Here is a 25,572-nt window from a genome sequence, read left to right on the forward strand (position 1 = left end):
ATCCAAAAAAAGCTTAGCTCTTTTCATGAAGACATTCTGATGGAGGAGCCCACATGCCGATATATGCTTATAACGGACACAAGCCGCAATTCGCAGACCGCGCCAGCAACTGGATTGCACCGGATGCGACACTGATCGGCAAGGTCGTCGTGGGCGAAAATGTGGGCTTCTGGTTCGGCGCCGTCCTGCGCGGCGATAATGAGGTGATTGCCATCGGCGACGACACCAATGTGCAGGAACTTTGCGTCATGCATACCGATATCGGCTATCCGCTGACGATTGGCGCGGGCTGCACCATCGGCCATCGGGCGATCCTGCATGGCTGCACCATCGGTGAGAACACCCTGATCGGCATGGGAGCCATTGTGCTCAATGGCGCGAAGATCGGCAAGAACTGCCTTATCGGAGCCGGGGCTCTGGTGACGGAGGGCAAGGAAATTCCGGACAACTCGCTGGTTGTCGGCTCGCCAGCGCGCGTTTTGCGTGGACTGGACGAGGTTGCGGTGGAAAAGCTGAAGCAATCCGCCAAGCATTATGTGGAGAAGGGGCATTCCTTCATGCGCGGCATGGAACCGGCCTGACGGTTTGATATTTAAAAAGGACGGGGCCAGAGGGAGACTGGCGACCCGTCCTTTGAACTTCATCGGTGTCTGATCAGTTTTTGATGCTGCCGACGAGAATGTCGCGGTCATCCTTGATCGAAACCCAACTGCCGCTGTTCGCGGTCGACTGACGCTTCAGGTAGGTGTAGTCGGTCTTGTTCCAGGCCAGAACGCGCTCATCGAGATTGTCGAGAATGAAATCGCCGCGGTCGGTGCGAAGCGTCAGGACGGCGTGGCCATCGCCATTCGGCTGGCGAACGACGGTGAACAGAAGCGTGTTGGCAGGAATGCCAAGCGCCATCAGTTCGCGCTGCTTTTCCAGCATGTAGTCGTCGCAGTCGCCGGCGGTTACCGGATATTCCCAATATTCTTCGCGACCCCAGACTTCCATGTCGGTGGCTGGCTTGATTCGCGTGTTCACGCTGTCATTGACGGCAATGATCTGCTGCCAGAGCTTCGGCGTCAGCTTGAGAGCATTGGTGTTGCGGCTGACGATCTTGCACTCAGCCGGGTAGCGCTCGCAAAATTCATAATGCCCGATTGGCTGCGAGGTGCGTTCGCCGGTGCTCATCCATGGCGATTTTGATGCCGGGTTCGCTGCTTGCGCCAGTCCGACGCCGAGCAGCAGAAGGATCGCTGCGATGATGGTTTGCTTGGTCATTCTTTTATCTCCCTGTTGGAGATCAAAATGACCGGGACAATTTGAAGGCGCGCAAATTTGAGCGCGAAAATGCGAGTCAAATTCGATTAAAACTGCGCGGAATATTGAAAGTTTTTGTAAAGAAAGCGGCCAATTCAGCCCGAAAACGCGGGTTTTCGCGATATTTTACTGTTTATACCCGCGCGGGCGGTTTGCCAATCCGTAACCTTGACGCGCGTTCATCTTTTCAGCCGTACAAAGTTTAGCTGAAAAGACTGTCGAGCGTCGTGCTGGTCTGGATTGTGGCGAACTCGATGGCGAAACCGTCTGCGAAATGGCGCACGACCCGTCCGCGGATCGGCCCAAGCAGGACGCCGCTCTTGATCGCCGGTTTGACATCGCATTCGATAGCCGCGCCCGAAAGCGACAAGTCGGCGATGCGGCAGAGCAATTGGGTGCCATCCGGGAAGGTGACATTCTGATGCGACTTGCGCGGAACGACACGCTCATGGCGGCGATCTTCCGGCAGCGAGAGTTCATGCCGATTGGCAAGCCATGTCAGCTGCGCCGAAAGCTTGTCCTTCTTGGTCGCGGTATTGGTGAGGAGAAGATGAAAGCCTTCCGCCGAAATCTGGTAGGCCGTACCTTCGATGCGCCCGACATGATCGATATAGGCAATGATACGCTCGCCATTACGCGGCGTGGCGATACCGGTCATCAAGGCAGTGCCGGGCGACATGCGCTTCAGGACACAAGGATACTCGTTGCGATTTTCGAGCATATAGCGACCGTTGAGATCAACGTTCACGGCATTGAAATTATCCTGCCGCCCGCTGTTTGCAGGTGATGCCGCCGCGAATCCCCTCATTGAAGCTGGCCCATCTCAGTCTTTCGCCAATAAGCTGTTATTTATATTATACTTAAAGCAGTTCGGCGCAAAAGAGAAACGCGATTTCAAGCTTTGCCGCCATTGATGACGCGCAGATGCGGCGCCTTGCGCATGGGTGGTGTTGCCAATCGGGTTTCCGTCCACTGACGGGTGCGATTCGATGCATTGACCGTAAAGATCGCCGCCTTTACCGCTTCGTCGGCAAGCGCCACATCCGGTGCAATCGGCTCGATGTGATTGAGATGGCCGAGCACCAGAGGGTCGGCACCCGCCCAGGTCACATTGTCCAGAACGGCGATGCTGCCCATCAGGCCCAAGCGACCGTTGCTCGCTTCTAAGGGCGCGAGCAGCATTTCAAAGCTGAGACTGCGGCCCGAAAGGCTGATTCCATCATGCAGGCTAAGTGCGGGGATCTGCATTGCGCTGACATTCTGCGCCAGTTCGCTGAGGGCAGGGCGGTCGCGCTCCGGCCACAGGGATAAAAGGCGCACACCTTTCAACTCGCGACCGAACAGGGTGCAGATTCGTGTACCGCCAAGACGAAAGACAAGTTCGCCATTTTCATCGGCTTCTACGAAAAAAAGATCGGACAAATGCCGTCCAAGCCGACGCGGTTCGATATCGGTCCGCTGCGGCGCTTGAAAGCCGTGCTCCAGATCGTCATTGCGATCAAAGGCCAGTCGCTGCCATTCGCTGAATATCGCGATCGTGCTGCGGTGTTTCATCGTGCGCCGTTCGTTTGATTCTGGGTGAATTGGGACTGTTGATCGATTTCGAAGCGCCGTGGCTCCGTCTCACGACCATTAAAATAGTATTAACGGCGCGGATGCCAGCTTAACCCTTTCTTCATCCACGGCGCTCAGCTGTTAAGGTTAACGGCAAGTAACTGTTGCAATGGCAAGAGCACAGGCGTTTGATGAACACATCAGATGAAGCCGTTGTCTTGATTTGTGTTTTTCTGAGATCCAGTCGTTAATTTTGCGAATCTCGCTGGTTCGCATCAGGGCCGGTGGTTGACCTCCACTGGCCTTTATTTTTAACGATTTCTATCTTATCAAATGCTGGTTTCGCCACGCGAACGGTCCGACCGGGCCGATTTTCGTTTCCGGGCCTCATTGGCCCCATCGCGGTTTCGCAATCTGGAAAGCAGTGTTCATGGTCCTTCCGCAACCGGAAATGCAGGATAATCGCGGTCGTTCCGGCGGAAGTGAGCCGATCTTCAATATTCCAGGCGTGGTGATCGCGCTGATCGGCATCTGCGTGGCGGTCTATGTTTATGAGAACTACCTGATCAGCGAGCAGCAGAACTATGAGTTCATGCTGAACTTCTCACTGATCCCGGCGCGGTTCTCAATGGCTGGCGGTTTTTCTGACCCGGCAGGCCTGTTCACTTTGATCAGCTATTCCTTCATGCATGGCGGTATCGAGCATATCGTGGTCAATATGATCTGGCTCGCCGCCTTCGGCTCTCCGCTCGCCGGGCGAATCGGAACCGCGCGCATGATCATTTTCTGGATTTTCACGGCGATCATCGCCGGATTGACCCATTACGCGATTTATCCGGATAGCGTGACGCCGCTGGTTGGAGCATCGGGCGCGATTTCCGGCATGATGGGTGCTTCGGCGCGCTATGGGTTCAGGCGCGTGAATGCTGGACGACGCGCGGAATTTGCCGGTCCTGTGCTGCCGGTCGGCTTAACGCTGACGCTGAAACCGGTCATCACCTTCGTTGGCGTCTGGTTCGTGATCAATATCATCACCGGCATTTACACGACCGGCGGGGCTGATCTGTCGGGCATCGCCTGGGAAGCACATATTGGCGGTTTTATCGCCGGTTTCTTCGGGATTTCGCTGCTGGATCGTCCGCGCAGCTATGACGCGGTTCTAAGGCGTTAGAAGAGTTACCTCCCAGTTTTATGGTACTTGCTAATCGGGCAATCAAAGCGCACCATCATGGAACGCGGCGGGAGGAGCTGCGTTCTGTTTTCAGGTGTTTGAGCGCCTGAAACAGCGAATGCTAAATCTTTGGAGGGACTTGGCATGACAGTAAGATCGATTCTCGAACATAAGGGCAGAGACGTTGTCGTCATCGCACCTGCCGACACGCTTTCCCACGCCGTCGCCATGTTGAACCAACACAAGATCGGCGCTCTGGTGGTTTGCGACGAGGCCGGTCATATCAAAGGCATTCTTTCCGAACGCGACGTGGTCCGGGCGCTGTCCCTCAAGGAAAGCGGCGCGATGGCCATGCCGGTTGCCGAGGTCATGACCGCAAAAGTGCAGGTCTGCCGGGAACATCACACGATCAATCAGGTCATGGAAATCATGACGCGTAGCCGTTTCAGACATATGCCGGTTGAAGAACACGGCAAGCTTGTCGGAATCATCTCCATCGGTGACGTCGTGAAACGGCGAATCGAAGATGTGGAACGCGAAGCCGAAGAAATTCGCACCTATATTGCGACCGCTTGAATCAGTTCGTTCGCAAACTCCATGCCCCGGTCGGGATTGCCGATACGGCGCATGAAAACCGAATCAACGATTGCGCAGATAACGCTCCGCCGCATAAAGCGAAATCGCTGCGGCGTTTGAGACGTTCAGCGATTTGATTTCGCCGGGCATGTCGAGGCGGGCAAGCGCGGTCACTGTTTCCCGCGTCTTCTGGCGCAGGCCTTTGCCTTCCGCGCCGAGAACCAGTGCGATTCGTCCACCGGCAAGCGCTGCTTCCATTTCCTGCGGGCCTTCCGAATCAAGGCCGATGGTCTGGAAACCCAGAGCGTGTAGCTCTTCAATCGCTTCGGCGAGGTTTCTGACCTCAATATGTGGAATCATTTCCAGCGCGCCGGAGGCAGCCTTGGCCAGAACGCCAGTTTCCTGCGGACTGTGGCGGCTGGTTGTGATCAGCGCACCCGCGCCAAAAGCCACAGCAGAGCGCATGATGGCGCCGACATTATGCGGATCGGTTACCTGATCGAGCACCAGCAAAAGCGGGCTTTCCCGCAATTCAGAGAGTTTCTTGGCGCGCAGCGGCTCGGCTTCGATCATCACGCCCTGATGCACGGCGTCGGAACCGGTTTCCTTGTCGATATCCTTCGGGTCGACAATCTCGACCGGGAAGGGGAGCGAATCGGCTTCTCCGATTTCAAGCCGCGCAAAACCATTGCGCGTCGCGCGCATACGCAGAATCCTGCGGGCAGGGTTTTCAACGGCTGCGCGCACCGTATGCAGCCCGTAAAGGCGCACGGTGCCATCCGCGACGGCGCTGGCTGAAATAGACGGGCGCTGTGGTCTGTGCGGTGCCTTGCCTTCTGCGAGGGCCTTCTGGTCGCGATGCTGGCGGCGCAGGCGCGCATAATGTGTATCTTTAGGGGTGCGGGGCGTGTTTTGATCGGTCATGGCGCGCTTATAACTCTTATAGGAGAGGGAAGATAGCTGTTTGCCCTGTAAATGCTATCAGGCTGTTATGGCTGCCTATTAAGAGGCGAAAGCCCGCATATCCCGATTTTTCCGCATGTCGGAATGCATGGGCGAGCCCGGTCTTCCGGAATGCTTTGGCCAAACTGTGGATAGGCATGCATTCTTTTCGCTTTTACCCTGTTGACAGGGGAAGCGCTTATCGTCATAAGGCCCCCCGTGGAGCGACGGCGCGGCCAACAGCCAACCGACTGCTTCACGAAAATGCCTAGTTACTCGACTCTGCTGATAGTGATATTAGGAGGAATGCCCGAGCGGTTAAAGGGGACGGACTGTAAATCCGTTGGCTAAGCCTACGTTGGTTCAAATCCAACTTCCTCCACCACTGTCGGATCAGAGTTTAGAGTATGCGGGTATAGCTCAATGGTAGAGCAGCAGCCTTCCAAGCTGAATACACGGGTTCGATTCCCGTTACCCGCTCCAGTTTTCAAGAGCGGATAGGCGTGTAAGGAATCATCGACGGGCGGTTCGCCGTTCCGTTTTGGCATAAATGCTGGCCCCGAAGCCGATCGGCTTTTGCGCTGGCGCTTGAGCGGTTCTAGAACGAAGAGAACAACGGCGATGGCTAAGAGCAAATTCGAACGTACGAAGCCCCACGTTAACATCGGCACCATCGGTCACGTTGACCATGGCAAGACCTCGCTGACTGCAGCGATCACGAAGTTCTTCGGTGAATTCAAGGCGTATGACCAGATCGACGCTGCACCGGAAGAACGCGCCCGCGGTATCACGATCTCGACGGCTCACGTTGAGTACGAAACTGCCAACCGTCACTACGCACACGTCGATTGCCCAGGCCACGCTGACTATGTGAAGAACATGATCACCGGCGCTGCACAGATGGACGGCGCGATCCTGGTTGTTTCGGCAGCTGACGGCCCGATGCCGCAGACCCGTGAGCACATCCTGCTCGCTCGTCAGGTTGGCGTTCCGGCAATCGTTGTGTTCCTGAACAAGTGCGACCAGGTTGACGACGCAGAACTGCTCGAACTGGTTGAACTGGAAGTGCGCGAACTTCTCTCGAAGTACGACTTCCCGGGCGACGAAGTTCCGATCATCAAGGGCTCGGCTCTTGCAGCTCTCGAAGATTCCTCGAAGGAACTCGGCGAAGACGCAATCCGCAACCTGATGGACGCTGTCGACAACTACATCCCGACCCCGGAACGTCCGGTTGACCAGCCGTTCCTGATGCCGATCGAAGACGTGTTCTCGATCTCGGGTCGCGGTACGGTTGTGACGGGTCGCGTTGAGCGCGGTATCGTCAAGGTCGGCGAAGAAGTTGAAATCGTCGGCATTAAGGCAACCTCGAAGACGACGGTTACCGGCGTTGAAATGTTCCGCAAGCTGCTCGATCAGGGCCAGGCTGGCGACAACATCGGTGCACTGGTTCGCGGCGTTGGCCGTGACGACGTTGAACGCGGTCAGGTTCTCTGCAAGCCGGGTTCGGTCAAGCCGCACACCAAGTTCAAGGCAGAAGCTTACATTCTGACCAAGGACGAAGGTGGTCGTCATACGCCGTTCTTCACCAACTACCGCCCGCAGTTCTACTTCCGTACGACTGACGTGACCGGTATTGTGACCCTGCCGGAAGGCACGGAAATGGTTATGCCTGGCGACAACGTTACCGTTGACGTTTCGCTGATCGTCCCGATCGCCATGGAAGAGAAGCTCCGCTTCGCTATCCGTGAAGGTGGCCGCACCGTCGGTGCAGGCATCGTCGCTTCGATCATCGAGTAATGAATTATCATTGATCGGCGGTTCGCCGCCGGTCATTATGACGCCTAGCGTCATATAGGGGTATAGCTCAGTTGGTAGAGCGACGGTCTCCAAAACCGTAGGTCGCGGGTTCGAGCCCTGCTGCCCCTGCCATTTTTGATACGGGTGTATGCGGCTTGACTGCATGCGCCCGTTTTCTATATAAAGAAAAGTCTGGCGGCGTTTGCGCTGCCTTAACTTTTTCAGTTTTGTTCGTGTCGAGCGCTTTATGAGCGGTCCATGACATTGCTGGAAAACGATAATTCCCTGGCGGATATGTTGGCCGGGCAGGGAAGGCCGTAATCACACGATTGAATGGTGTGATAGAGCGGTGTGTGCAAGGGTCGGGTTTCCGACAAGCCTGTATGGTATTCTTTTAACCTTTGGGCTTGTGTTTTGTGGGAATCGATTCTATGTAACGTCAACAGACACGCGGTGCGTGGGGCTGATAATTCAGCTTTGCGCGCCGTATACGCGTGGGTTCCGGCTTCTGATTCGCTGATTGATATGATTGGCAGTTCAAAGTTTGGAGGTCGCGCTCGATCAATGACAGAGCGGCAGATGGCATCCAAAACGAATCCGATCACCTTTCTTCAGCAGGTCCGCGCCGAAACGGCAAAGGTAACCTGGCCGACCCGGCGTGAAACGGTCATCTCCACTATTATGGTGGTGATTATGGCGTTTCTGGCTGCTGCGTTCTTTTTCCTTGCCGACCAGCTTATGGCCTATGGCGTAGAATTTATTCTCGGCCTTGGTCGATAAGTCAGGATTGGGGAGTTTTTAGATGACGGCGCGCTGGTACATCGTTCACGCCTATTCAAATTTCGAAAAGAAGGTAGCTGAGGATATCGAAGCCAAAGCTGCGCAGAAGGGTCTGTCCAATCTGATTGAACAGATCGTTGTGCCGACCGAAAAGATCGTTGAAGTGCGCCGCGGCCGCAAGGTCGATGCCGAGCGCAAGTTTTTCCCGGGTTACGTGCTCGTGCGTGCCACGCTGACCGACGCTGTCTTTTCGCTGATCAAGAATACGCCGCGCGTCACCGGTTTCCTCGGTGACTCCAAACCGGTCCCGGTTTCCCAGAAGGAAGTCGATCAGATTCTGAACCAGGTTCAGGATGGCGTTGATCGTCCGAAGACTTCGGTCTCCTTCGAAATCGGTGAGCAGGTTCGCGTTTCCGATGGTCCGTTTGCATCGTTCAACGGTATCGTTCAGGAAGTCGACGAAGAGCGCGCGCGTCTCAAGGTCGAAGTTTCCATCTTTGGGCGCGCGACGCCTGTGGATCTGGAATACGGTCAGGTCGATAAGCTCTGATCGTTTGCCCATAAGGGCATTTCACTCCGGAGCGAGATCCTGAATTGAGCCTGAGGGCATAAGCGGGATCAAAATTCCAACCGGAGTGGAAGTGGTGGAAGGGAAGGTGGCTTAGCCGGTCGTCGATCTCCGCACCACCGAACTGCCCGCCAGTCCGACATTTGTCTGGTTGGCGTCAGTCGAAAGCCGGGTTTCCCGGCGTCAATCGAGAAGCCGGTTTTCCGGCATTGTAAAAAAGGCAGAAAGTAATGGCTAAGAAAATTGCAGGCCAGCTCAAGCTGCAGGTAGCAGCCGGTGCGGCCAATCCGTCGCCTCCGATCGGCCCGGCTCTGGGTCAGCGCGGCATCAACATCATGGAATTCTGCAAGGCGTTCAACGCTGCCTCGCAGGAAATGGAAAAGGGTTCGCCGATTCCAGTCGTGATTACCTATTACCAGGACAAGTCTTTCACTTTTGTGATGAAGACCCCTCCGGTGACCTACTTCCTCAAGAAGGCCGCTAACCTGAAGTCCGGTTCGAAGACCCCGGGCAAGGCAAGCGCCGGCACGATCTCCCGCGACAAGGTTCGCACGATCGCTGAAGCGAAGATGAAAGATCTGAACGCCGCTGACATTGAAGCAGCGATGCGCATGATCGAAGGTTCTGCCCGTTCGATGGGCCTGGAAGTGGTGGGCTGAGACGATGGCGAAGATTTCCAAGCGCATTAACAAGATCCGCGAAGGCGTCGATCGTAACAAGCTGTACGATCTGTCGGCTGCTATCGGTCTCGTCAAGGAACGTGCTGTCGCAAAGTTCGATGAAACCATCGAAATCGCGATGAACCTCGGCGTTGATCCGCGTCACGCTGACCAGATGGTTCGCGGCGTTGTCAACCTGCCGAACGGCACTGGCCGTACGGTTCGCGTTGCTGTTTTCGCACGTGGCGACAAGGCTGAAGAAGCCAAGAAGGCTGGCGCCGACATCGTCGGTGCGGAAGAACTGTTCGAAATCGTCAATGGCGGCAAGATCGATTTCGATCGCTGCATTGCAACACCGGACATGATGCCGCTCGTCGGTCGTCTCGGTAAGGTGCTCGGCCCGCGTGGCATGATGCCGAACCCGAAGGTTGGCACCGTCACCACCGACGTTGCTGCTGCTGTTGCTGCTTCCAAGGGCGGCGCAGTCGAATTCCGCGTCGAAAAGGCTGGTATCATCCATGCCGGTATCGGCAAGGTTTCGTTCGACTCGCAGAAGCTCGAAGAAAACATCAAGGCTTTCGCTGATGCCGTCATCAAGGCAAAGCCGTCGGCTGCCAAGGGCGAATACGTCAAGCGCGTTTCGCTTTCCTCGACCATGGGCGTTGGCGTCAAGGTCGATCCGGCAACCGTCAAGGTCGTCGCTTAATCTATCTGGGCTCCGGTTCGCCGGAGCCTAAGCCTTTCCTTCGGGGGAGGTGAAACGGTGGCACGCCGGGGATGCGAAGGCAGACCGAAGTGCAAGAATTCCGGATCGCAAGATCCGGATAGCCGGACGAAAGTCCGGTTATCCTGTCCGAGATTGCAGGCGGATCATCATCTTCGGGTGATAATCCTTAAACATACGGCCTGCATGAGACGTGGAATAACCCTGTTTCGCACGAATGTGCATGCAAGGTTTGAACCGTAGTTGCCTTTGAGTGATGCCTGGTTTCCAGGATAGCTGAAGGGGACAGGATCCTCGAGCGCCGGACCAACTGTGAAGTTCGTTCGGCAAAGGCAACCGGCAGGGCCATGTGGTCCTGCCTACTGGAGAGAGACAGTGGATAGAGCGGAAAAACGCGAATTTGTCTCGTGGCTGAACGGCGCTTTTAAAGAGTCCGGTTCGGTCGTCGTGGCCCACTATACCGGTCTCACCGTTGCGCAGATGAGCGATCTTCGCTCGAAGATGCGTGATGCAGGTGGGTCCGTTAAAGTCGCGAAAAACCGCCTTGCCAAAATCGCTCTTCAGGGCACGGAATCGGAAGGCATTTCTGATCTGTTTACAGGTCAGACGGTTGTTGCTTATGCAAACGACCCGATTGCTGCTCCGAAAGTAGCCGTCGAATTCGCCAAGGCTAACGACAAGCTCGTTATCCTCGGTGGTGCAATGGGTGCAACGACGCTTAACGCCGATGGCGTCAAGTCGCTTGCTTCGCTCCCGTCGCTCGACGAACTGCGCGCAAAGCTGGTTGGAATGATCCAGACCCCGGCTCAGCGTCTCGCAGTACTTACCAGCGCTCCAGCGGGCCAAATCGCTCGCGTTATTGGCGCGCACGCCCGGAAGAACGAGGCGGCGTAAGGCCGTTTTTCGCTGTCAATTGTTCAAACCTTGAAACTAAGGAAATACCAAAATGGCTGATCTCGCAAAGATCGTTGATGACCTGTCGGCACTGACCGTTCTCGAAGCTGCTGAGCTTTCGAAGCTTCTCGAAGAGAAGTGGGGCGTTTCGGCTGCTGCTCCTGTAGCAGTTGCTGCTGCTGGTGGCGCCGCTCCGGCTGCTGCTGCTGAAGAAAAGACCGAATTCGACGTCGTTCTCGCTGACGGCGGCGCTAACAAGATCAACGTGATCAAGGAAGTGCGCGCAATCACCGGTCTCGGCCTCAAGGAAGCCAAGGACCTGGTCGAAGGCGCTCCGAAGGCTGTCAAGGAAGGCGCTTCGAAGGACGAAGCTGAGAAGATCAAGGCACAGCTCGAAGCTGCTGGCGCCAAGGTCGAACTCAAGTAAGTTCGGACTATTCTGGCGGATGGTTTCCATCCGCCAGTTTCCGCCCGTGAAACGGTGGATCGACTGACTGGAAACCCTTTTTCTGAACGCCAGAACGGCTTTCAGAAAACGGGTTTTAGCCCATTAGAGCGCCACGCGTCGGTACGACGCGTAAAGGCCGCTCTAATTTGAGAGTTTGCGCATGATCCTTTCTTCAAATCTATCCGATTTGAAGTGTCATGCGCTTGAAGGACCGCCGAAAGGCGGCGCACGATAAAGGCCGCAAGGCGTGAGCAAGCCGCAAGGCTATAGAACGAGGAGCGACGATGGCTCAGACCCATTCATTCAATGGTCGCAAGCGCGTACGCAAATTTTTCGGCAAGATCCCAGAGGTCGCCGAGATGCCGAACCTTATCGAGGTTCAGAAGGCATCTTACGACCAGTTCCTAATGGTTGAAGAACCATCCGGTGGGCGTCCTGACGAGGGTTTGCAGGCGGTTTTCAAGTCTGTTTTCCCTATCCAGGATTTCTCCGGCGCTTCCATGCTCGAATTCGTCCGTTACGAATTCGATCCACCGAAGTTCGACGTTGACGAATGCCGTCAGCGCGACCTGACCTATTCCGCGCCGCTCAAGGTGACGCTGCGTCTTATCGTATTCGATATTGACGAAGATACCGGCGCGAAGTCCATCAAGGACATCAAGGAGCAGGACGTGTACATGGGCGATATGCCGCTCATGACCGACAACGGCACCTTCATCGTCAACGGCACGGAGCGCGTGATCGTTTCGCAGATGCACCGTTCGCCGGGCGTCTTCTTCGATCATGACAAGGGCAAGACCCATTCTTCGGGCAAGCTCCTGTTCGCTGCTCGCGTCATTCCTTACCGTGGTTCCTGGCTCGACATCGAGTTCGATTCCAAGGACATCGTCTACGCGCGTATCGACCGTCGCCGCAAGCTGCCGGCAACGACGCTGCTCATGGCGCTCGGCATGGACGGCGAAGAGATTCTGTCGACCTTCTACAAGACCGTCACCTATTCGCGTGATGGCGACAACTGGCGCATTCCTTATTCGGCCGAACGCTTCAAGGGCATGAAGATCATTTCTGATCTCATCGACGCGGATACGGGCGAAGTTGTTCTGGAAGCCGGCAAGAAGCTCACGGCCCGTTCGGCCAAGCAGCTCGCTGAAAAGGGTCTGAAGGCCATCAAGGCCACCGAAGACGACCTGTTCGGCGCTTATCTGGCGGAAGACGTCGTCAATTACGCAACCGGCGAGATCTATCTCGAAGCTGGTGACGAAATCGACGAGAAGGTCCTCAAGACGCTGCTCGACACCGGTGAAACCGAGATCAACATCCTGGACATCGATCATATCAACATCGGCGGTTACATCCGTAACACGCTGGCTGTCGATAAGAACGAAAGCCGTCAGGATGCACTGTTCGACATCTATCGCGTGATGCGTCCGGGCGAACCGCCTACGATGGATTCCGCCGAAGCGATGTTCAACTCGCTGTTCTTCGATGCAGAACGTTACGACCTTTCGGCCGTCGGTCGCGTCAAGATGAACATGCGTCTGGACCTTGATGCGGAAGACACCGTGCGCGTGCTGCGCAAGGAAGACATCCTGGCCGTGGTCAAGATGCTGGTCGAACTGCGTGACGGTCGTGGCGAAATCGACGACATCGACAATCTCGGCAACCGCCGCGTGCGTTCGGTCGGCGAGCTGATGGAAAATCAGTACCGCGTCGGTCTGCTCCGCATGGAGCGCGCGATCAAGGAACGTATGTCCTCGATCGAAATCGACACGGTCATGCCGCAGGATCTCATCAACGCGAAGCCCGCAGCGGCTGCCGTTCGTGAATTCTTCGGTTCGTCGCAGCTGTCGCAGTTCATGGATCAGACCAATCCGCTTTCGGAAATCACCCACAAGCGCCGTCTTTCGGCTCTTGGACCGGGCGGTTTGACCCGTGAGCGCGCTGGCTTCGAAGTCCGCGACGTGCATCCGACCCACTATGGCCGTATCTGCCCGATTGAAACGCCGGAAGGCCCGAATATTGGTCTGATCAACTCGCTTGCAACCTTTGCCCGCGTCAACAAGTACGGCTTCATCGAGAGCCCGTACCGTAAGGTGATCGACGGCAAGGTAACGAACGACGTTGTCTATCTGTCGGCAATGGAAGAAGCCAAGCACTCGGTTGCCCAGGCAAACGTGGAGCTGGACGAGCAGGGCGGTTTTGTTGACGAATTCGTCATCTGCCGTCATGCCGGCGAAGTGATGATGGCCCCACGTGAAAACGTGGACCTGATGGACGTTTCGCCGAAGCAGCTCGTTTCGGTTGCAGCAGCGCTCATTCCGTTCCTTGAAAACGACGACGCCAACCGTGCTCTCATGGGCTCGAACATGCAGCGTCAGGCTGTGCCGCTCGTTCGCGCTGAAGCGCCGTTCGTCGGTACGGGTATGGAACCGATTGTGGCTCGCGACTCTGGTGCAGCAATTGCAGCGCGTCGAGGGGGTATTGTCGATCAGGTCGATGCGACTCGTATCGTTATCCGCGCTACGGAAGATCTCGATCCGTCCAAGTCGGGCGTCGATATCTATCGTCTGCAGAAGTTCCAGCGTTCGAACCAGTCGACCTGTATCAACCAGCGTCCGCTCGTTCGCGTCGGCGATCCGATCGGCAAGGGCGACATCATCGCTGATGGTCCGTCGACCGATCTCGGCGATCTGGCTCTCGGCCGTAACGTGCTCGTCGCGTTCATGCCGTGGAATGGCTACAACTACGAAGATTCGATCCTTCTCTCGGAAAAGATCGTTTCGGACGACGTGTTCACCTCGATCCATATCGAGGAATTCGAAGTTGCCGCCCGTGACACCAAGCTTGGACCTGAGGAAATCACCCGCGATATTCCGAACGTTTCGGAAGAAGCGCTGAAGAACCTCGACGAAGCCGGTATCGTCTACATCGGTGCTGAAGTGCATCCTGGTGACATTCTTGTCGGCAAGATCACGCCGAAGGGCGAAAGCCCGATGACGCCGGAAGAAAAGCTTCTGCGCGCCATCTTCGGTGAAAAGGCGTCCGACGTTCGTGACACCTCCATGCGTATGCCGCCCGGAACCTACGGTACGGTTGTGGAAGTTCGCGTTTTCAATCGCCACGGCGTTGAAAAGGACGAACGCGCCATGGCTATCGAGCGCGAGGAAATCGAGCGTCTCGCCAAGGACCGTGACGACGAACAGGCTATCCTGGACCGTAACGTCTATGGCCGTCTGGCCGACATGATCGATGGCAAGGTTGCCGCTGCCGGCCCGAAGGGCTTCAAGAAGGGCACGACGATCAGCCGCGAACTCATGACCGAGTATCCGCGTTCGCAGTGGTGGCAGTTTGCCGTTGAAGACGAAAAGCTTCAGGGCGAGTTGGAAGCGCTGCGTGGCCAGTACGACGAATCCAAGAAGCTGCTCGAAGCACGCTTCATGGACAAGGTCGAAAAGGTACAGCGCGGCGACGAGATGCCTCCAGGCGTCATGAAGATGGTCAAGGTCTTTGTCGCTGTGAAGCGCAAGATCCAGCCAGGCGACAAGATGGCTGGCCGTCACGGCAACAAGGGCGTGGTTTCGCGCATTCTGCCAGTCGAGGACATGCCGTTCCTCGAAGATGGTACGCATGCCGACATCGTGTTGAACCCGCTTGGCGTTCCGAGCCGTATGAATGTGGGCCAGATTCTGGAAACCCACCTCGGCTGGGCATGCGCTGGCATGGGCAAGAAGATCGGTGAGCTTCTCGACGTTTACCGCAAGACGGCCAATATTGAGCCGCTGCGCGAGACGCTGGAGCACATCTATCCGGACAACGACCGCAACGAACCGATCCGGTCTTATGACAACGATTCCGTTGTCATGCTGGCCAATCAGGTGAAGCGCGGCGTGTCGATCGCAACCCCGGTCTTCGACGGTGCCGTCGAAGCCGACATCAATGCGATGCTGACGGATGCCGGTCTTGCGACCTCGGGTCAGTCGACGCTTTACGATGGACGTACGGGTGAGCCGTTCGACCGTCAGGTGACCATGGGCTACATCTATATGTTGAAGCTCCACCACCTGGTCGACGACAAGATCCACGCACGTTCGATCGGACCTTACTCGCTCGTTACGCAGCAGCCTCTGGGCGGCAAGGCCCAGTTCGGTGGCCAGCGCTTCGGCGAAATGGAGGTCTGGGCACTGGAAGCATATGGTGCGGCTTACACGCTGCAGGAAATGCTTACGGTCAAGTCGGACGACGTGGCAGGCCGTACCAAGGTCTACGAAGCCATCGTGCGCGGAGACGACACGTTCGAAGCGGGCATTCCAGAGAGCTTCAACGTTCTCGTCAAGGAAATGCGCTCGCTCGGCCTCAATGTCGAACTCGACGACACGCGTGATGCTGAACAGCCGGCCCTGCCGGACGCTGCAGAGTAAAAATATCGAGGCGCGCCATGGTCTTGCCGTGGCGCGCTCGTATATTCGTTTCATCAGAGTGGTTTTCTGAGCCGCTGGAGGGAACGAGACTACGGCAAGCCAGTTCAAAAACTGAGTAGTACCGCGATTTCTTTTCCAGATGGCAGGGATTTTCAGCCTGTCATCGACGACACACAGGGCGGCGGATCGCCCTTAAGGAGAACGGCATGAACCAAGAGGTCATGAATCTTTTCAATCCTCAGGCTCCAGCGCAAACGTTCGATTCCATCAGAATCTCGATCGCCAGCCCTGAGAAGATTCTGTCCTGGTCATACGGCGAGATCAAGAAGCCGGAGACGATCAACTACCGCACGTTCAAGCCAGAACGCGATGGTCTCTTCTGCGCGCGCATCTTCGGCCCGATCAAGGACTATGAATGCTTGTGCGGCAAGTACAAGCGTATGAAATACAAAGGCATCATCTGCGAAAAATGCGGTGTGGAAGTCACGCTCTCTCGCGTTCGTCGCGAGCGTATGGGCCATATCGAACTCGCAGCTCCGGTTGCTCACATCTGGTTTTTGAAGTCGCTGCCGAGCCGTATCGGCACGCTGCTGGACATGACGCTCAAGGATATCGAGCGCGTCCTGTATTTCGAAAACTACATCGTGACCGAACCGGGCCTGACCTCGCTGAAGGAGCATCAGCTTCTTTCGGAAGAGGAATACATGATCGCCGTCGATGAATTCGGCGAAGATCAGTTCACGGCTCTTATTGGTGCAGAAGCTATCTACGAGCTTCTGGCTTCGATGGAACTCGAAAAGATTGCCGCCGATCTGCGCGTCGATCTGGCCGAGACCACCTCGGACCTGAAGCAGAAGAAGCTGATGAAGCGTCTGAAGATCGTCGAAAACTTTCTGGAGTCGGGAAACCGTCCGGAATGGATGATCATGAAGATCGTGCCGGTCATCCCGCCGGATCTGCGTCCGCTCGTGCCGCTGGACGGCGGTCGTTTCGCGACGTCGGATCTGAACGATCTGTACCGCCGCGTCATCAACCGTAACAACCGTCTGAAGCGTCTGATCGAACTGCGCGCACCGGGCATCATCATCCGTAACGAAAAGCGCATGCTGCAGGAAGCTGTGGACGCGCTGTTCGACAACGGTCGTCGTGGCCGCGTGATTACGGGCGCCAATAAGCGTCCGCTGAAGTCGCTGTCCGACATGCTCAAGGGCAAGCAGGGTCGCTTCCGTCAGAACCTGCTCGGCAAGCGCGTCGACTATTCTGGCCGTTCGGTTATCGTGACCGGTCCAGAACTGAAGCTGCACCAGTGCGGTCTGCCGAAGAAGATGGCGCTCGAACTGTTCAAGCCGTTCATCTACGCTCGCCTTGACGCCAAGGGCTATTCGTCCACCGTCAAGCAGGCGAAGAAGCTGGTTGAAAAGGAACGTCCGGAAGTCTGGGATATCCTTGACGAAGTGATCCGTGAGCATCCGGTTCTTTTGAACCGCGCTCCGACGCTGCACCGTCTCGGCATCCAGGCCTTCGAACCCACTCTGATCGAAGGCAAGGCAATCCAGCTGCATCCGCTCGTTTGTACGGCTTTCAACGCCGACTTCGACGGTGACCAGATGGCTGTTCACGTGCCGCTGTCGCTTGAAGCCCAGCTTGAAGCACGCGTGCTGATGATGTCGACCAACAACATCCTGCACCCGGCCAACGGCGCGCCGATCATCGTTCCTTCGCAGGACATGGTTCTCGGCCTCTATTATCTGTCCATCGTGGCAGACAAGGAGCCGGGCGAGGGCATGATGTTTGCCGATATGGGCGAACTTCAGCACGCTCTGGAAACCAAGGTCGTCACGCTGCACACCAAGATCAAGGGTCGTTTCAAGACGGTCGATGCCGAAGGCAAGCCTGTGTCGAAGATTTACGACACGACGCCTGGCCGCATGATCACGGGTGAACTGCTGCCGAAGAACGCCAATGTGCCGTTCGATATCTGCAATCAGGAGATGACCAAGAAGAACATCTCCAAGATGATCGACCACGTCTACCGCCATTGCGGTCAGAAAGAGACGGTTATCTTCTGCGATCGCATCATGCAGCTCGGCTTTGCCCATGCCTGCCGTGCGGGTATCTCGTTCGGTAAGGATGACATGGTCATTCCGGACACCAAGGCGAAGATCGTTGCGGACACCGAAGCGCTCACGACCGAATACGAACAGCAGTACAATGACGGCCTGATCACTCAGGGCGAAAAGTACAACAAGGTCGTCGACGCCTGGGGCAAGGCAACCGATAAGATCACCGAAGAGATGATGGCGCGCCTGAAGGCCGTCGAATTCGATCCGGTGACCGGTCGCCAGAAGCAGATGAACTCGGTCTACATGATGTCGCATTCGGGTGCCCGTGGTTCGGTCAACCAGATGCGTCAGCTTGGCGGTATGCGCGGCCTGATGGCCAAGCCGTCAGGTGAAATCATCGAAACCCCGATCATCTCGAACTTCAAGGAAGGCCTTACCGTTAACGAGTACTTCAACTCGACCCACGGTGCCCGTAAGGGTCTGGCAGACACCGCCTTGAAGACGGCTAACTCGGGCTACCTGACCCGTCGTCTCGTTGACGTTGCACAGGATGCGATCATTTCGGAAGTCGATTGCGGCGCCGAAATCGGTCTCACCATGCAGCCGATCGTCGATGCCGGCCAGATCGTGGCTTCGATTGGTCAGCGCGTTCTGGGCCGAACGGCTCTTGATCCGATCCTGCATCCGGCAACCGGCGAAGTCATCGTCGAAGCTGGCCGCATGATCGAGGAAAAGGACGTCGAGATCATCGAGAAGGCTGGTATCCAGTCGATCCGCATCCGTTCGGCACTGACCTGCGAAACCCGTAACGGCGTTTGCGCCAAGTGCTACGGTCGCGACCTCGCACGCGGTACTCCGGTCAACCAGGGCGAAGCTGTCGGCGTTATCGCCGCTCAGTCGATTGGCGAGCCGGGCACCCAGCTCACCATGCGTACCTTCCACTTGGGCGGCACGGCACAGGTTGTCGACTCGTCCTATCTGGAAGCTTCGTATGAAGGCACCGTCAAGCTGCGCAACCGCAATGTGGTTCGCAACTCCGATGGCAACCTCGTAGTGATGGGCCGTAACATGGCTGTGCTGATCCTCGACAACACGGGCAAGGAACGTGCGGTCCATCGCGTGACCTACGGTTCGCGTCTGTTCGTTGACGAGGCCGACACGGTCAAGCGCGGTCAGCGTATTGCCGAGTGGGATCCGTATACCCGTCCGATCATGACCGAAGTTGAAGGCTACGTTGAGTTCGAAGATCTCGTCGATGGTCTTTCGGTTTCGGAATCGGCTGACGAGTCGACCGGTATCACCAAGCGCGTCGTTATCGACTGGCGTTCGACCCCGCGCGGTTCGGATCTCAAGCCTGCCATGGTCATCAAGGACAAGGCCGGCAAGATCCTCAAGCTGTCGAAGGGTGGTGATGCCCGCTTCATGCTCTCGGTGGAATCGATCCTTTCGGTCGAACCGGGCGCGCATGTGAAGGCTGGTGACGTTATCGCCCGTCTGCCGATGGAAAGCGCCAAGACCAAGGACATCACCGGTGGTCTGCCGCGCGTTGCCGAACTGTTCGAAGCACGTCGTCCGAAGGACCATGCCGTCATCGCAGAGATCGATGGTACTGTTCGTTTCGGTCGCGACTACAAGAACAAGCGTCGCATCATCATCGAGCCGAACGACGACACGGTCGAGCCGGTCGAGTACCTCATTCCGAAGGGCAAGCCGTTCCATCTTCAGGACGGTGACGTCATCGAAAAGGGTGAGTACATCCTCGACGGCAACCCGGCACCGCATGACATTCTGGCGATCAAGGGCGTCGAAGCTCTGGCTTCGTACCTCGTGAACGAAATCCAGGAAGTCTATCGTTTGCAGGGCGTTTTGATCAACGACAAGCACATCGAAGTGATTGTCCGTCAGATGCTGCAGAAGGTCGAGATCACCGAATCCGGCGATACCGGTTACATCACCGGCGATCACGTGGATCGTATCGAACTCGACGAGATCAACGAACGTCTGGTCGAAGAAGGCAAGAAGCCGGGTTACGGCAATCCTGTCCTCCTCGGCATCACCAAGGCTTCGTTGCAGACTCCGTCCTTCATCTCGGCTGCGTCGTTCCAGGAAACGACCCGCGTGCTTACCGAAGCTGCGGTTGCCGGCAAGATGGACACGCTGCAGGGGCTCAAGGAAAACGTCATCGTCGGCCGTCTTATCCCGGCCGGTACTGGCGGCATGACCAACCAGATCCGTCGTATCGCGACAGCTCGCGACGAGCTGATCATCGACGAGCGCCGCAAGTCTTCCGGTTCGTCGGAAGCCAATGCGATGCTGGTGGACATGACCAACAACGCTGCCGAGTAATCGGTAGATACAAAACTGAAAAGGCCGCCCTTCGAGGCGGCCTTTTTGTTTGTCCCTTTGAGCAGGAGATGGGGCGCTATGAAAGCAAAAGAAAAAGGCGCATCCGGTTTTCGGAATGCGCCTTGTTCACGGAAGCATTTTCCGCGGAGTGCTTCGCACCCGTACCGGAAACGCTTTCGCTAAATCTTACTCTTCTTCTTCGTCGTCGCCGTCAAATTCGATCAGCGCGACTTCACCGCTCAGAGCGGTTGCCCATGCACTTTTGTGCGGCTCTTCAGCAGGCTCTTCGGTGAGGGTGCCCATCTCAAGAAGTTCGGCTTCATGATAACCTTCCTCAGCGAGAATGCCGAGAACGGTCTGAACCAGATCTTCGTCTTCGTCCGCCTTCAAGAGCAGATGCACTTCGACGGGGGATTCTTCACCCTCGTTCCAGACGTCGGCGATGACCAGGTGGACGGTTGGCGAATCGTCGCCGGTGGATGCAGTGGTGGAAGACATTGAGAATCTCTTAATATTGGGTTGCGTTTCGACTCGGATGTGTTTCAATAACGGCTCACGGGCGCCAACACCATGGTGCCACGTGAAAATGACGGTTTTGATCGCGAAATAAGTGCGATTTCGCGCCGATTACAGCGCAATAACCTGTCCGGCGAAGGCCGAAACGCCGGTTTCCTGCCCTTTGGCGAAGAAACTTGGCCCAACTCCCTTGACGAAACGTCGCTAAAGACGTATCAGCAGCCCATCTGAGCCGATGTGAGGCAGGCTTGTTCGGGACGACGCGTCCTGAAGTTCGTCTCAAACAGGGTTCGTTTTACGATCGAAATGCAATTTGCCGTTCGCATGAAGCGTCAGCTTCCTCTGCTTTTGTTCGGGGTGGTCACCGGTTGTCGTGACTTGTCCCGAATTCGTGCATCAGCATGGCGGTGAAACGGCCCATATGGGCGTGGATACGAGATTTTTTATAGAGGAAGGTTGTATGCCAACCGTAAACCAGCTTATCCGCAAGCCGCGCATTGCGCCGGTAAAGCGCAATAAGGTTCCTGCACTGCAGGCAAACCCTCAAAAGCGCGGCGTTTGCACCCGCGTGTATACGACGACCCCGAAGAAGCCGAACTCGGCTCTCCGTAAGGTTGCCAAGGTTCGTCTGACGAACGGCTTCGAAGTTATCGGTTATATCCCTGGTGAAGGGCATAACCTGCAGGAGCACTCGGTCGTCATGATCCGCGGCGGTCGTGTAAAGGACTTGCCGGGTGTGCGTTACCACATCATCCGCGGCGTTCTCGATACCCAGGGTGTCAAGAACCGCAAGCAGCGCCGTTCGAAGTACGGTGCAAAGCGTCCGAAGTAAGATTTTCCGGGGATACCGGCCGCCAGAAGGCGAGCTGAGCCCGATGTAATTGAAAGAAGAGACGAAATGTCCAGACGCCATAAGGCTGAGAAGCGTGAGATTAATCCGGATCCAAAGTTCGGCGATCTCGTTATCACGAAGTTTATGAATGCAGTCATGCTGCATGGCAAGAAGTCGGTTGCTGAAAGCATCGTTTACGGTGCGCTCGATTCAATCGAAGCCAAGGCGAAGTCCGAGCCGGTCGCGCTGTTCCATCAGGCGCTCGACAACGTAGCTCCGCACATCGAAGTCCGTTCGCGCCGCGTTGGTGGTGCAACCTATCAGGTTCCGGTCGATGTGCGTCCAGAACGCCGCCAGGCGCTTGCCATCCGTTGGCTCATTAATGCTGCTCGTGGCCGTAACGAGACGACAATGATTGATCGTCTGTCCGGTGAGCTGCTTGATGCTGCTAACAACCGTGGTTCTGCTGTGAAGAAGCGTGAAGACACGCATCGCATGGCTGAAGCCAACCGCGCCTTCTCGCATTACCGCTGGTAATCGTCGAAACCTATTCAAAGAGCGACTATCATGGCCCGCGAATACAAAATCGAAGACTACCGCAATTTCGGTATCATGGCTCACATCGACGCCGGTAAGACGACGATGACCGAGCGCATCCTGTTCTATACCGGTAAGAACCATAAGATCGGCGAAACCCACGATGGTGCGTCGACCATGGACTGGATGGAGCAGGAACAGGAACGCGGTATCACCATCACGTCCGCTGCTACGACCACGTTCTGGCAGGGCCGGGATGGCAAGAAGCGCCGCTTCAACATCATCGACACTCCGGGCCACGTCGACTTCACGATTGAAGTTGAACGTTCGCTCCGCGTTCTCGACGGCGCGATCGCGCTGCTCGACGCCAACGCTGGCGTTGAGCCTCAGACGGAAACCGTGTGGCGTCAGGCTGAAAAGTACCACGTCCCCCGTATGGTCTTCGTCAACAAGATGGACAAGATCGGTGCTGACTTCTACCGTTGCGTAGAAATGGTTGGCTCGCGTCTTGGCGCTGTTGCACTTCCGGTTCAGCTGCCGATCGGCGCTGAAAACGAGTTCACCGGCGTTATCGACCTGATCGAAATGAAGGCCCTGACCTGGGATGGCACCATCGGCGCAGCTGCCGAAGTTGGCGAAATTCCTGCAGACCTCAAGGACAAGGCTGAAGAATACCGCGAAAAGCTCATCGAGCTGGCCGTGGAAATCGACGAAGCCGCGATGGAAGCATATCTGGAAGGCACCATGCCGACCAATGATGAGCTGCGCGCGCTGATCCGCAAGGGCACGATCGACGTCAAGTTCCATCCGATCCTCTGCGGTACCGCATTCAAGAACCGTGGCGTTCAGCCGCTTCTTGACGCTGTTGTCGAGTTCCTGCCGGCTCCGACCGACGTTCCTGCCATCAAGGGCATTGACGTCAAGACGGAAACCGAAACGACCCGCGAATCTTCGGATGAAGCTCCGCTGTCGATGCTTGCGTTCAAGATCATGAACGACCCGTTCGTCGGTTCGCTCACCTTTGCTCGTATCTACTCTGGCAAGCTGACCAAGGGCGTTTCGCTGGAAAACACCGTCAAGGGCAAGCGTGAGCCTATCGGCCGTATGCTGCAGATGCACTCGAACAGCCGTGAAGACATCGAAGAAGCCTTTGCTGGCGACATCGTTGCTCTGGCTGGCCTCAAGGAAACCACCACTGGCGATACGCTCTGCGATCCGCTGAAGCCGGTTATCCTTGAACGCATGGAATTCCCGGATCCGGTTATCGAAATCGCGATCGAGCCGAAGACCAAGGCCGACCAGGAAAAGATGGGCATCGCGCTCAATCGTCTGGCAGCTGAAGATCCTTCGTTCCGCGTAAAGTCGGATGAAGAATCCGGTCAGACCATCATCGCCGGCATGGGCGAACTTCACCTCGACATTCTCGTCGATCGCATGAAGCGCGAATTCAAGGTTGAAGCCAACGTCGGTGCTCCGCAGGTTGCTTACCGTGAATCGATCACCCGTCAGGCTGAAATCGATTACACCCACAAGAAGCAGTCGGGTGGTTCGGGTCAGTTCGCTCGCGTGAAGATCATCTTCGAACCGCATGATGGCGACGATTTCATCTTCGAATCGAAGATCGTCGGCGGATCGGTTCCGAAGGAATACATTCCGGGTGTCCAGAAGGGTATCGAAAGCGTCATGGGTGCGGGTCCGCTCGCCGGCTTCCCGATGCTCGGCGTGAAGGCCACCCTGATCGACGGCGCGTACCATGACGTTGACTCGTCTGTTCTCGCCTTCGAAATCGCGTCCCGTGCAGCGTTCCGTGAAGGTGCGCAGAAGGCTGGCGCTCAACTCCTCGAGCCGATCATGAAGGTCGAGGTTGTTACGCCGGAAGATTACGTTGGTGACGTTATCGGCGATCTGAACTCGCGTCGCGGTCAGATTTCCGGCACCGAAGCCCGCGGCATCGCCACGGTCGTCAATGCAAACGTTCCGCTGGCCAACATGTTTGGCTACGTGAATTCGCTGCGTTCGATGTCCCAGGGCCGTGCACAGTACACGATGCAGTTCGACCATTATGAGCCGGTTCCGACGGCGGTCGCACAGGAAATCCAAAAGAAGTTTGCGTAATCGGAGCGCATGTCTCCCGGAAGTGGATACCGGTTCCGGGAGAAAGACATGCGTAATCTGAAGGTTACGCTCCCAATCAAAAGAATGCCTGAGCAGGCTAAATTTACGGAGAGCTCAAATGGCAAAGAGTAAGTTTGAACGTACGAAGCCCCACGTTAACATCGGCACCATCGGTCACGTTGACCATGGCAAGACCTCGCTGACTGCAGCGATCACGAAGTTCTTCGGTGAATTCAAGGCGTATGACCAGATCGACGCTGCACCGGAAGAACGCGCCCGCGGTATCACGATCTCGACGGCTCACGTTGAGTACGAAACTGCCAACCGTCACTACGCACACGTCGATTGCCCAGGCCACGCTGACTATGTGAAGAACATGATCACCGGCGCTGCACAGATGGACGGCGCGATCCTGGTTGTTTCGGCAGCTGACGGCCCGATGCCGCAGACCCGTGAGCACATCCTGCTCGCTCGTCAGGTTGGCGTTCCGGCAATCGTTGTGTTCCTGAACAAGTGCGACCAGGTTGACGACGCAGAACTGCTCGAACTGGTTGAACTGGAAGTGCGCGAACTTCTCTCGAAGTACGACTTCCCGGGCGACGAAGTTCCGATCATCAAGGGCTCGGCTCTTGCAGCTCTCGAAGATTCCTCGAAGGAACTCGGCGAAGACGCAATCCGCAACCTGATGGACGCTGTCGACAACTACATCCCGACCCCGGAACGTCCGGTTGACCAGCCGTTCCTGATGCCGATCGAAGACGTGTTCTCGATCTCGGGTCGCGGTACGGTTGTGACGGGTCGCGTTGAGCGCGGTATCGTCAAGGTCGGCGAAGAAGTTGAAATCGTCGGCATTAAGGCAACCTCGAAGACGACGGTTACCGGCGTTGAAATGTTCCGCAAGCTGCTCGATCAGGGCCAGGCTGGCGACAACATCGGTGCACTGGTTCGCGGCGTTGGCCGTGACGACGTTGAACGCGGTCAGGTTCTCTGCAAGCCGGGTTCGGTCAAGCCGCACACCAAGTTCAAGGCAGAAGCTTACATTCTGACCAAGGACGAAGGTGGTCGTCATACGCCGTTCTTCACCAACTACCGCCCGCAGTTCTACTTCCGTACGACTGACGTGACCGGTATTGTGACCCTGCCGGAAGGCACGGAAATGGTTATGCCTGGCGACAACGTTACCGTTGACGTTTCGCTGATCGTCCCGATCGCCATGGAAGAGAAGCTCCGCTTCGCTATCCGTGAAGGTGGCCGCACCGTCGGTGCAGGCATCGTCGCTTCGATCATCGAGTAATTAAGGTTTGTGCAGGAGCGTCTCTCCGGAGACGCT

At 56.5% G+C, this 25,572-nt stretch carries 22 protein-coding genes and 3 tRNA genes; 20 read left to right on the top strand and 5 right to left on the bottom strand.

Annotated features, from left to right (window positions below):
• The first annotated feature begins 53 nt into the window (after positions 1-53).
• Positions 54-581 carry a gamma carbonic anhydrase family protein gene (locus HWD97_RS14810; protein ID WP_109369244.1) on the top strand — a complete coding sequence of 176 codons (528 nt, stop codon included), beginning with the start codon at positions 54-56 and terminating at the stop codon, positions 579-581.
• Between the two features lie 73 nt (positions 582-654).
• Here HWD97_RS14810 and HWD97_RS14815 read toward each other — a convergent pair whose 3' ends face one another.
• The 3 genes from HWD97_RS14815 to HWD97_RS14825 form a co-directional block, all read right to left on the bottom strand.
• On the bottom strand, positions 655-1,263 hold the full coding sequence (locus HWD97_RS14815) for a transglutaminase-like cysteine peptidase (protein ID WP_109369243.1): 609 nt from the start codon (positions 1,261-1,263) through the stop codon (positions 655-657).
• 241 nt (positions 1,264-1,504) lie between these two features.
• On the bottom strand, positions 1,505-2,110 hold the full coding sequence (locus HWD97_RS14820; RefSeq protein ID WP_109369242.1) for a PilZ domain-containing protein: 606 nt from the start codon (positions 2,108-2,110) through the stop codon (positions 1,505-1,507).
• Between the two features lie 86 nt (positions 2,111-2,196).
• Positions 2,197-2,856, bottom strand: coding sequence for a PAS domain-containing protein (locus tag HWD97_RS14825; protein ID WP_109369241.1), 660 nt, complete (start codon positions 2,854-2,856; stop codon positions 2,197-2,199).
• Positions 2,857-3,286: 430 nt separating this feature from the next.
• On the opposite strand from HWD97_RS14825, the gene HWD97_RS14830 reads away from it, so the two are divergent.
• Positions 3,287-4,027, top strand: coding sequence for a rhomboid family intramembrane serine protease (locus HWD97_RS14830; protein ID WP_109369240.1), 741 nt, complete (start codon positions 3,287-3,289; stop codon positions 4,025-4,027).
• 144 nt (positions 4,028-4,171) lie between these two features.
• The gene (locus tag HWD97_RS14835) at positions 4,172-4,603 is read left to right on the top strand and encodes a CBS domain-containing protein (RefSeq protein WP_109369239.1); all 432 of its coding nucleotides are present in this window, start codon (positions 4,172-4,174) and stop codon (positions 4,601-4,603) included.
• Between the two features lie 63 nt (positions 4,604-4,666).
• Here the strand turns inward: HWD97_RS14835 and rlmB are convergent, their stop codons facing one another.
• Complete coding sequence (gene rlmB / locus HWD97_RS14840; RefSeq protein ID WP_109369238.1) at positions 4,667-5,527, bottom strand: 23S rRNA (guanosine(2251)-2'-O)-methyltransferase RlmB; 861 nt, start codon at positions 5,525-5,527, stop codon at positions 4,667-4,669.
• Between the two features lie 318 nt (positions 5,528-5,845).
• On the opposite strand from rlmB, the gene HWD97_RS14845 reads away from it, so the two are divergent.
• The 12 genes from HWD97_RS14845 (at position 5,846) to rpoC (ending at position 20,242) form a co-directional block, all read left to right on the top strand.
• Positions 5,846-5,930, top strand: a tRNA-Tyr gene (locus tag HWD97_RS14845).
• Positions 5,931-5,954: 24 nt separating this feature from the next.
• Positions 5,955-6,028 (top strand) — tRNA-Gly (locus tag HWD97_RS14850).
• A 138-nt stretch (positions 6,029-6,166) separates the two neighbouring features.
• Positions 6,167-7,342 carry an elongation factor Tu gene (gene tuf / locus HWD97_RS14855; protein ID WP_109369229.1) on the top strand — a complete coding sequence of 392 codons (1,176 nt, stop codon included), beginning with the start codon at positions 6,167-6,169 and terminating at the stop codon, positions 7,340-7,342.
• A 56-nt stretch (positions 7,343-7,398) separates the two neighbouring features.
• A tRNA-Trp gene (locus HWD97_RS14860) sits at positions 7,399-7,474 on the top strand.
• Between the two features lie 447 nt (positions 7,475-7,921).
• Positions 7,922-8,122: a preprotein translocase subunit SecE gene (gene secE, locus HWD97_RS14865; protein WP_109370252.1), complete on the top strand. Its 201-nt coding sequence runs from the start codon at positions 7,922-7,924 to the stop codon at positions 8,120-8,122.
• Positions 8,123-8,144: 22 nt separating this feature from the next.
• Positions 8,145-8,672 carry a transcription termination/antitermination protein NusG gene (nusG, locus tag HWD97_RS14870; RefSeq protein ID WP_109369237.1) on the top strand — a complete coding sequence of 176 codons (528 nt, stop codon included), beginning with the start codon at positions 8,145-8,147 and terminating at the stop codon, positions 8,670-8,672.
• A 248-nt stretch (positions 8,673-8,920) separates the two neighbouring features.
• Positions 8,921-9,349: a 50S ribosomal protein L11 gene (gene rplK, locus HWD97_RS14875; RefSeq protein ID WP_010659903.1), complete on the top strand. Its 429-nt coding sequence runs from the start codon at positions 8,921-8,923 to the stop codon at positions 9,347-9,349.
• Between the two features lie 4 nt (positions 9,350-9,353).
• Positions 9,354-10,055, top strand: a complete 702-nt coding sequence (rplA, locus tag HWD97_RS14880; RefSeq protein ID WP_109369236.1) for a 50S ribosomal protein L1 — start codon at positions 9,354-9,356, stop codon at positions 10,053-10,055.
• A 393-nt stretch (positions 10,056-10,448) separates the two neighbouring features.
• On the top strand, positions 10,449-10,967 hold the full coding sequence (gene rplJ, locus HWD97_RS14885; protein WP_010659905.1) for a 50S ribosomal protein L10: 519 nt from the start codon (positions 10,449-10,451) through the stop codon (positions 10,965-10,967).
• A gap of 52 nt (positions 10,968-11,019) precedes the next feature.
• A complete protein-coding gene (gene rplL, locus HWD97_RS14890) occupies positions 11,020-11,394 on the top strand; it encodes a 50S ribosomal protein L7/L12 (protein ID WP_010659906.1) in 375 nt (124 codons plus the stop codon).
• A 305-nt stretch (positions 11,395-11,699) separates the two neighbouring features.
• A complete protein-coding gene (gene rpoB, locus HWD97_RS14895; RefSeq protein WP_109369234.1) occupies positions 11,700-15,833 on the top strand; it encodes a DNA-directed RNA polymerase subunit beta in 4,134 nt (1,377 codons plus the stop codon).
• Between the two features lie 206 nt (positions 15,834-16,039).
• A complete protein-coding gene (rpoC, locus tag HWD97_RS14900) occupies positions 16,040-20,242 on the top strand; it encodes a DNA-directed RNA polymerase subunit beta' (RefSeq protein ID WP_109369233.1) in 4,203 nt (1,400 codons plus the stop codon).
• A gap of 186 nt (positions 20,243-20,428) precedes the next feature.
• Here the strand turns inward: rpoC and HWD97_RS14905 are convergent, their stop codons facing one another.
• Positions 20,429-20,740 (bottom strand): hypothetical protein, encoded by a 312-nt coding sequence (locus HWD97_RS14905; protein WP_109369232.1) that lies wholly within the window; start codon positions 20,738-20,740, stop codon positions 20,429-20,431.
• Between the two features lie 72 nt (positions 20,741-20,812).
• Between HWD97_RS14905 and HWD97_RS14910 the strand changes: the two genes are divergently transcribed.
• The 5 genes from HWD97_RS14910 to tuf (HWD97_RS14930) all read left to right on the top strand — a co-directional run bounded on the left by HWD97_RS14910 (position 20,813) and on the right by tuf (HWD97_RS14930) (position 25,536).
• Positions 20,813-20,989, top strand: a complete 177-nt coding sequence (locus tag HWD97_RS14910; RefSeq protein ID WP_167836016.1) for a hypothetical protein — start codon at positions 20,813-20,815, stop codon at positions 20,987-20,989.
• Positions 20,990-21,218: 229 nt separating this feature from the next.
• Positions 21,219-21,590, top strand: a complete 372-nt coding sequence (rpsL, locus tag HWD97_RS14915; protein ID WP_006471111.1) for a 30S ribosomal protein S12 — start codon at positions 21,219-21,221, stop codon at positions 21,588-21,590.
• A 66-nt stretch (positions 21,591-21,656) separates the two neighbouring features.
• Positions 21,657-22,127 carry a 30S ribosomal protein S7 gene (gene rpsG / locus HWD97_RS14920; RefSeq protein ID WP_109369231.1) on the top strand — a complete coding sequence of 157 codons (471 nt, stop codon included), beginning with the start codon at positions 21,657-21,659 and terminating at the stop codon, positions 22,125-22,127.
• Positions 22,128-22,157: 30 nt separating this feature from the next.
• Positions 22,158-24,242 carry an elongation factor G gene (gene fusA / locus HWD97_RS14925; RefSeq protein WP_371835168.1) on the top strand — a complete coding sequence of 695 codons (2,085 nt, stop codon included), beginning with the start codon at positions 22,158-22,160 and terminating at the stop codon, positions 24,240-24,242.
• A 118-nt stretch (positions 24,243-24,360) separates the two neighbouring features.
• On the top strand, positions 24,361-25,536 hold the full coding sequence (gene tuf / locus HWD97_RS14930) for an elongation factor Tu (protein WP_109369229.1): 1,176 nt from the start codon (positions 24,361-24,363) through the stop codon (positions 25,534-25,536).
• Positions 25,537-25,572 lie beyond the last annotated feature (36 nt).

Source organism: Ochrobactrum sp. C6C9 (assembly GCF_022627935.1).
GTDB classification, from domain to species: domain Bacteria; phylum Pseudomonadota; class Alphaproteobacteria; order Rhizobiales; family Rhizobiaceae; genus Brucella; species Brucella teleogrylli.

Excerpts from the sequence above, each read along its gene's own strand:
- HWD97_RS14815 (WP_109369243.1), bottom strand. The coding sequence starts at position 1,263 with ATGACCAAGCAAACCATCATCGCAGCGATCCTTCTGCTGCTCGGCGTC.
- HWD97_RS14810 (WP_109369244.1), top strand. The coding sequence starts at position 54 with ATGCCGATATATGCTTATAACGGACACAAGCCGCAATTCGCAGACCGC.
- rplL (WP_010659906.1), top strand. The coding sequence starts at position 11,020 with ATGGCTGATCTCGCAAAGATCGTTGATGACCTGTCGGCACTGACCGTT.
- rplK (WP_010659903.1), top strand. The coding sequence starts at position 8,921 with ATGGCTAAGAAAATTGCAGGCCAGCTCAAGCTGCAGGTAGCAGCCGGT.
- HWD97_RS14835 (WP_109369239.1), top strand. The coding sequence starts at position 4,172 with ATGACAGTAAGATCGATTCTCGAACATAAGGGCAGAGACGTTGTCGTC.
- rpoB (WP_109369234.1), top strand. The coding sequence starts at position 11,700 with ATGGCTCAGACCCATTCATTCAATGGTCGCAAGCGCGTACGCAAATTT.
- tuf (WP_109369229.1), top strand. The coding sequence starts at position 6,167 with ATGGCTAAGAGCAAATTCGAACGTACGAAGCCCCACGTTAACATCGGC.
- rpsL (WP_006471111.1), top strand. The coding sequence starts at position 21,219 with ATGCCAACCGTAAACCAGCTTATCCGCAAGCCGCGCATTGCGCCGGTA.
- fusA (WP_371835168.1), top strand. The coding sequence starts at position 22,158 with ATGGCCCGCGAATACAAAATCGAAGACTACCGCAATTTCGGTATCATG.
- HWD97_RS14820 (WP_109369242.1), bottom strand. The coding sequence starts at position 2,110 with ATGAGGGGATTCGCGGCGGCATCACCTGCAAACAGCGGGCGGCAGGAT.
- tuf (WP_109369229.1), top strand. The coding sequence starts at position 24,361 with ATGGCAAAGAGTAAGTTTGAACGTACGAAGCCCCACGTTAACATCGGC.
- rpsG (WP_109369231.1), top strand. The coding sequence starts at position 21,657 with ATGTCCAGACGCCATAAGGCTGAGAAGCGTGAGATTAATCCGGATCCA.
- nusG (WP_109369237.1), top strand. The coding sequence starts at position 8,145 with ATGACGGCGCGCTGGTACATCGTTCACGCCTATTCAAATTTCGAAAAG.
- HWD97_RS14825 (WP_109369241.1), bottom strand. The coding sequence starts at position 2,856 with ATGAAACACCGCAGCACGATCGCGATATTCAGCGAATGGCAGCGACTG.
- HWD97_RS14905 (WP_109369232.1), bottom strand. The coding sequence starts at position 20,740 with ATGTCTTCCACCACTGCATCCACCGGCGACGATTCGCCAACCGTCCAC.
- rplA (WP_109369236.1), top strand. The coding sequence starts at position 9,354 with ATGGCGAAGATTTCCAAGCGCATTAACAAGATCCGCGAAGGCGTCGAT.
- HWD97_RS14910 (WP_167836016.1), top strand. The coding sequence starts at position 20,813 with ATGGTGCCACGTGAAAATGACGGTTTTGATCGCGAAATAAGTGCGATT.
- rlmB (WP_109369238.1), bottom strand. The coding sequence starts at position 5,527 with ATGACCGATCAAAACACGCCCCGCACCCCTAAAGATACACATTATGCG.
- secE (WP_109370252.1), top strand. The coding sequence starts at position 7,922 with ATGGCATCCAAAACGAATCCGATCACCTTTCTTCAGCAGGTCCGCGCC.
- rpoC (WP_109369233.1), top strand. The coding sequence starts at position 16,040 with ATGAACCAAGAGGTCATGAATCTTTTCAATCCTCAGGCTCCAGCGCAA.
- HWD97_RS14830 (WP_109369240.1), top strand. The coding sequence starts at position 3,287 with ATGGTCCTTCCGCAACCGGAAATGCAGGATAATCGCGGTCGTTCCGGC.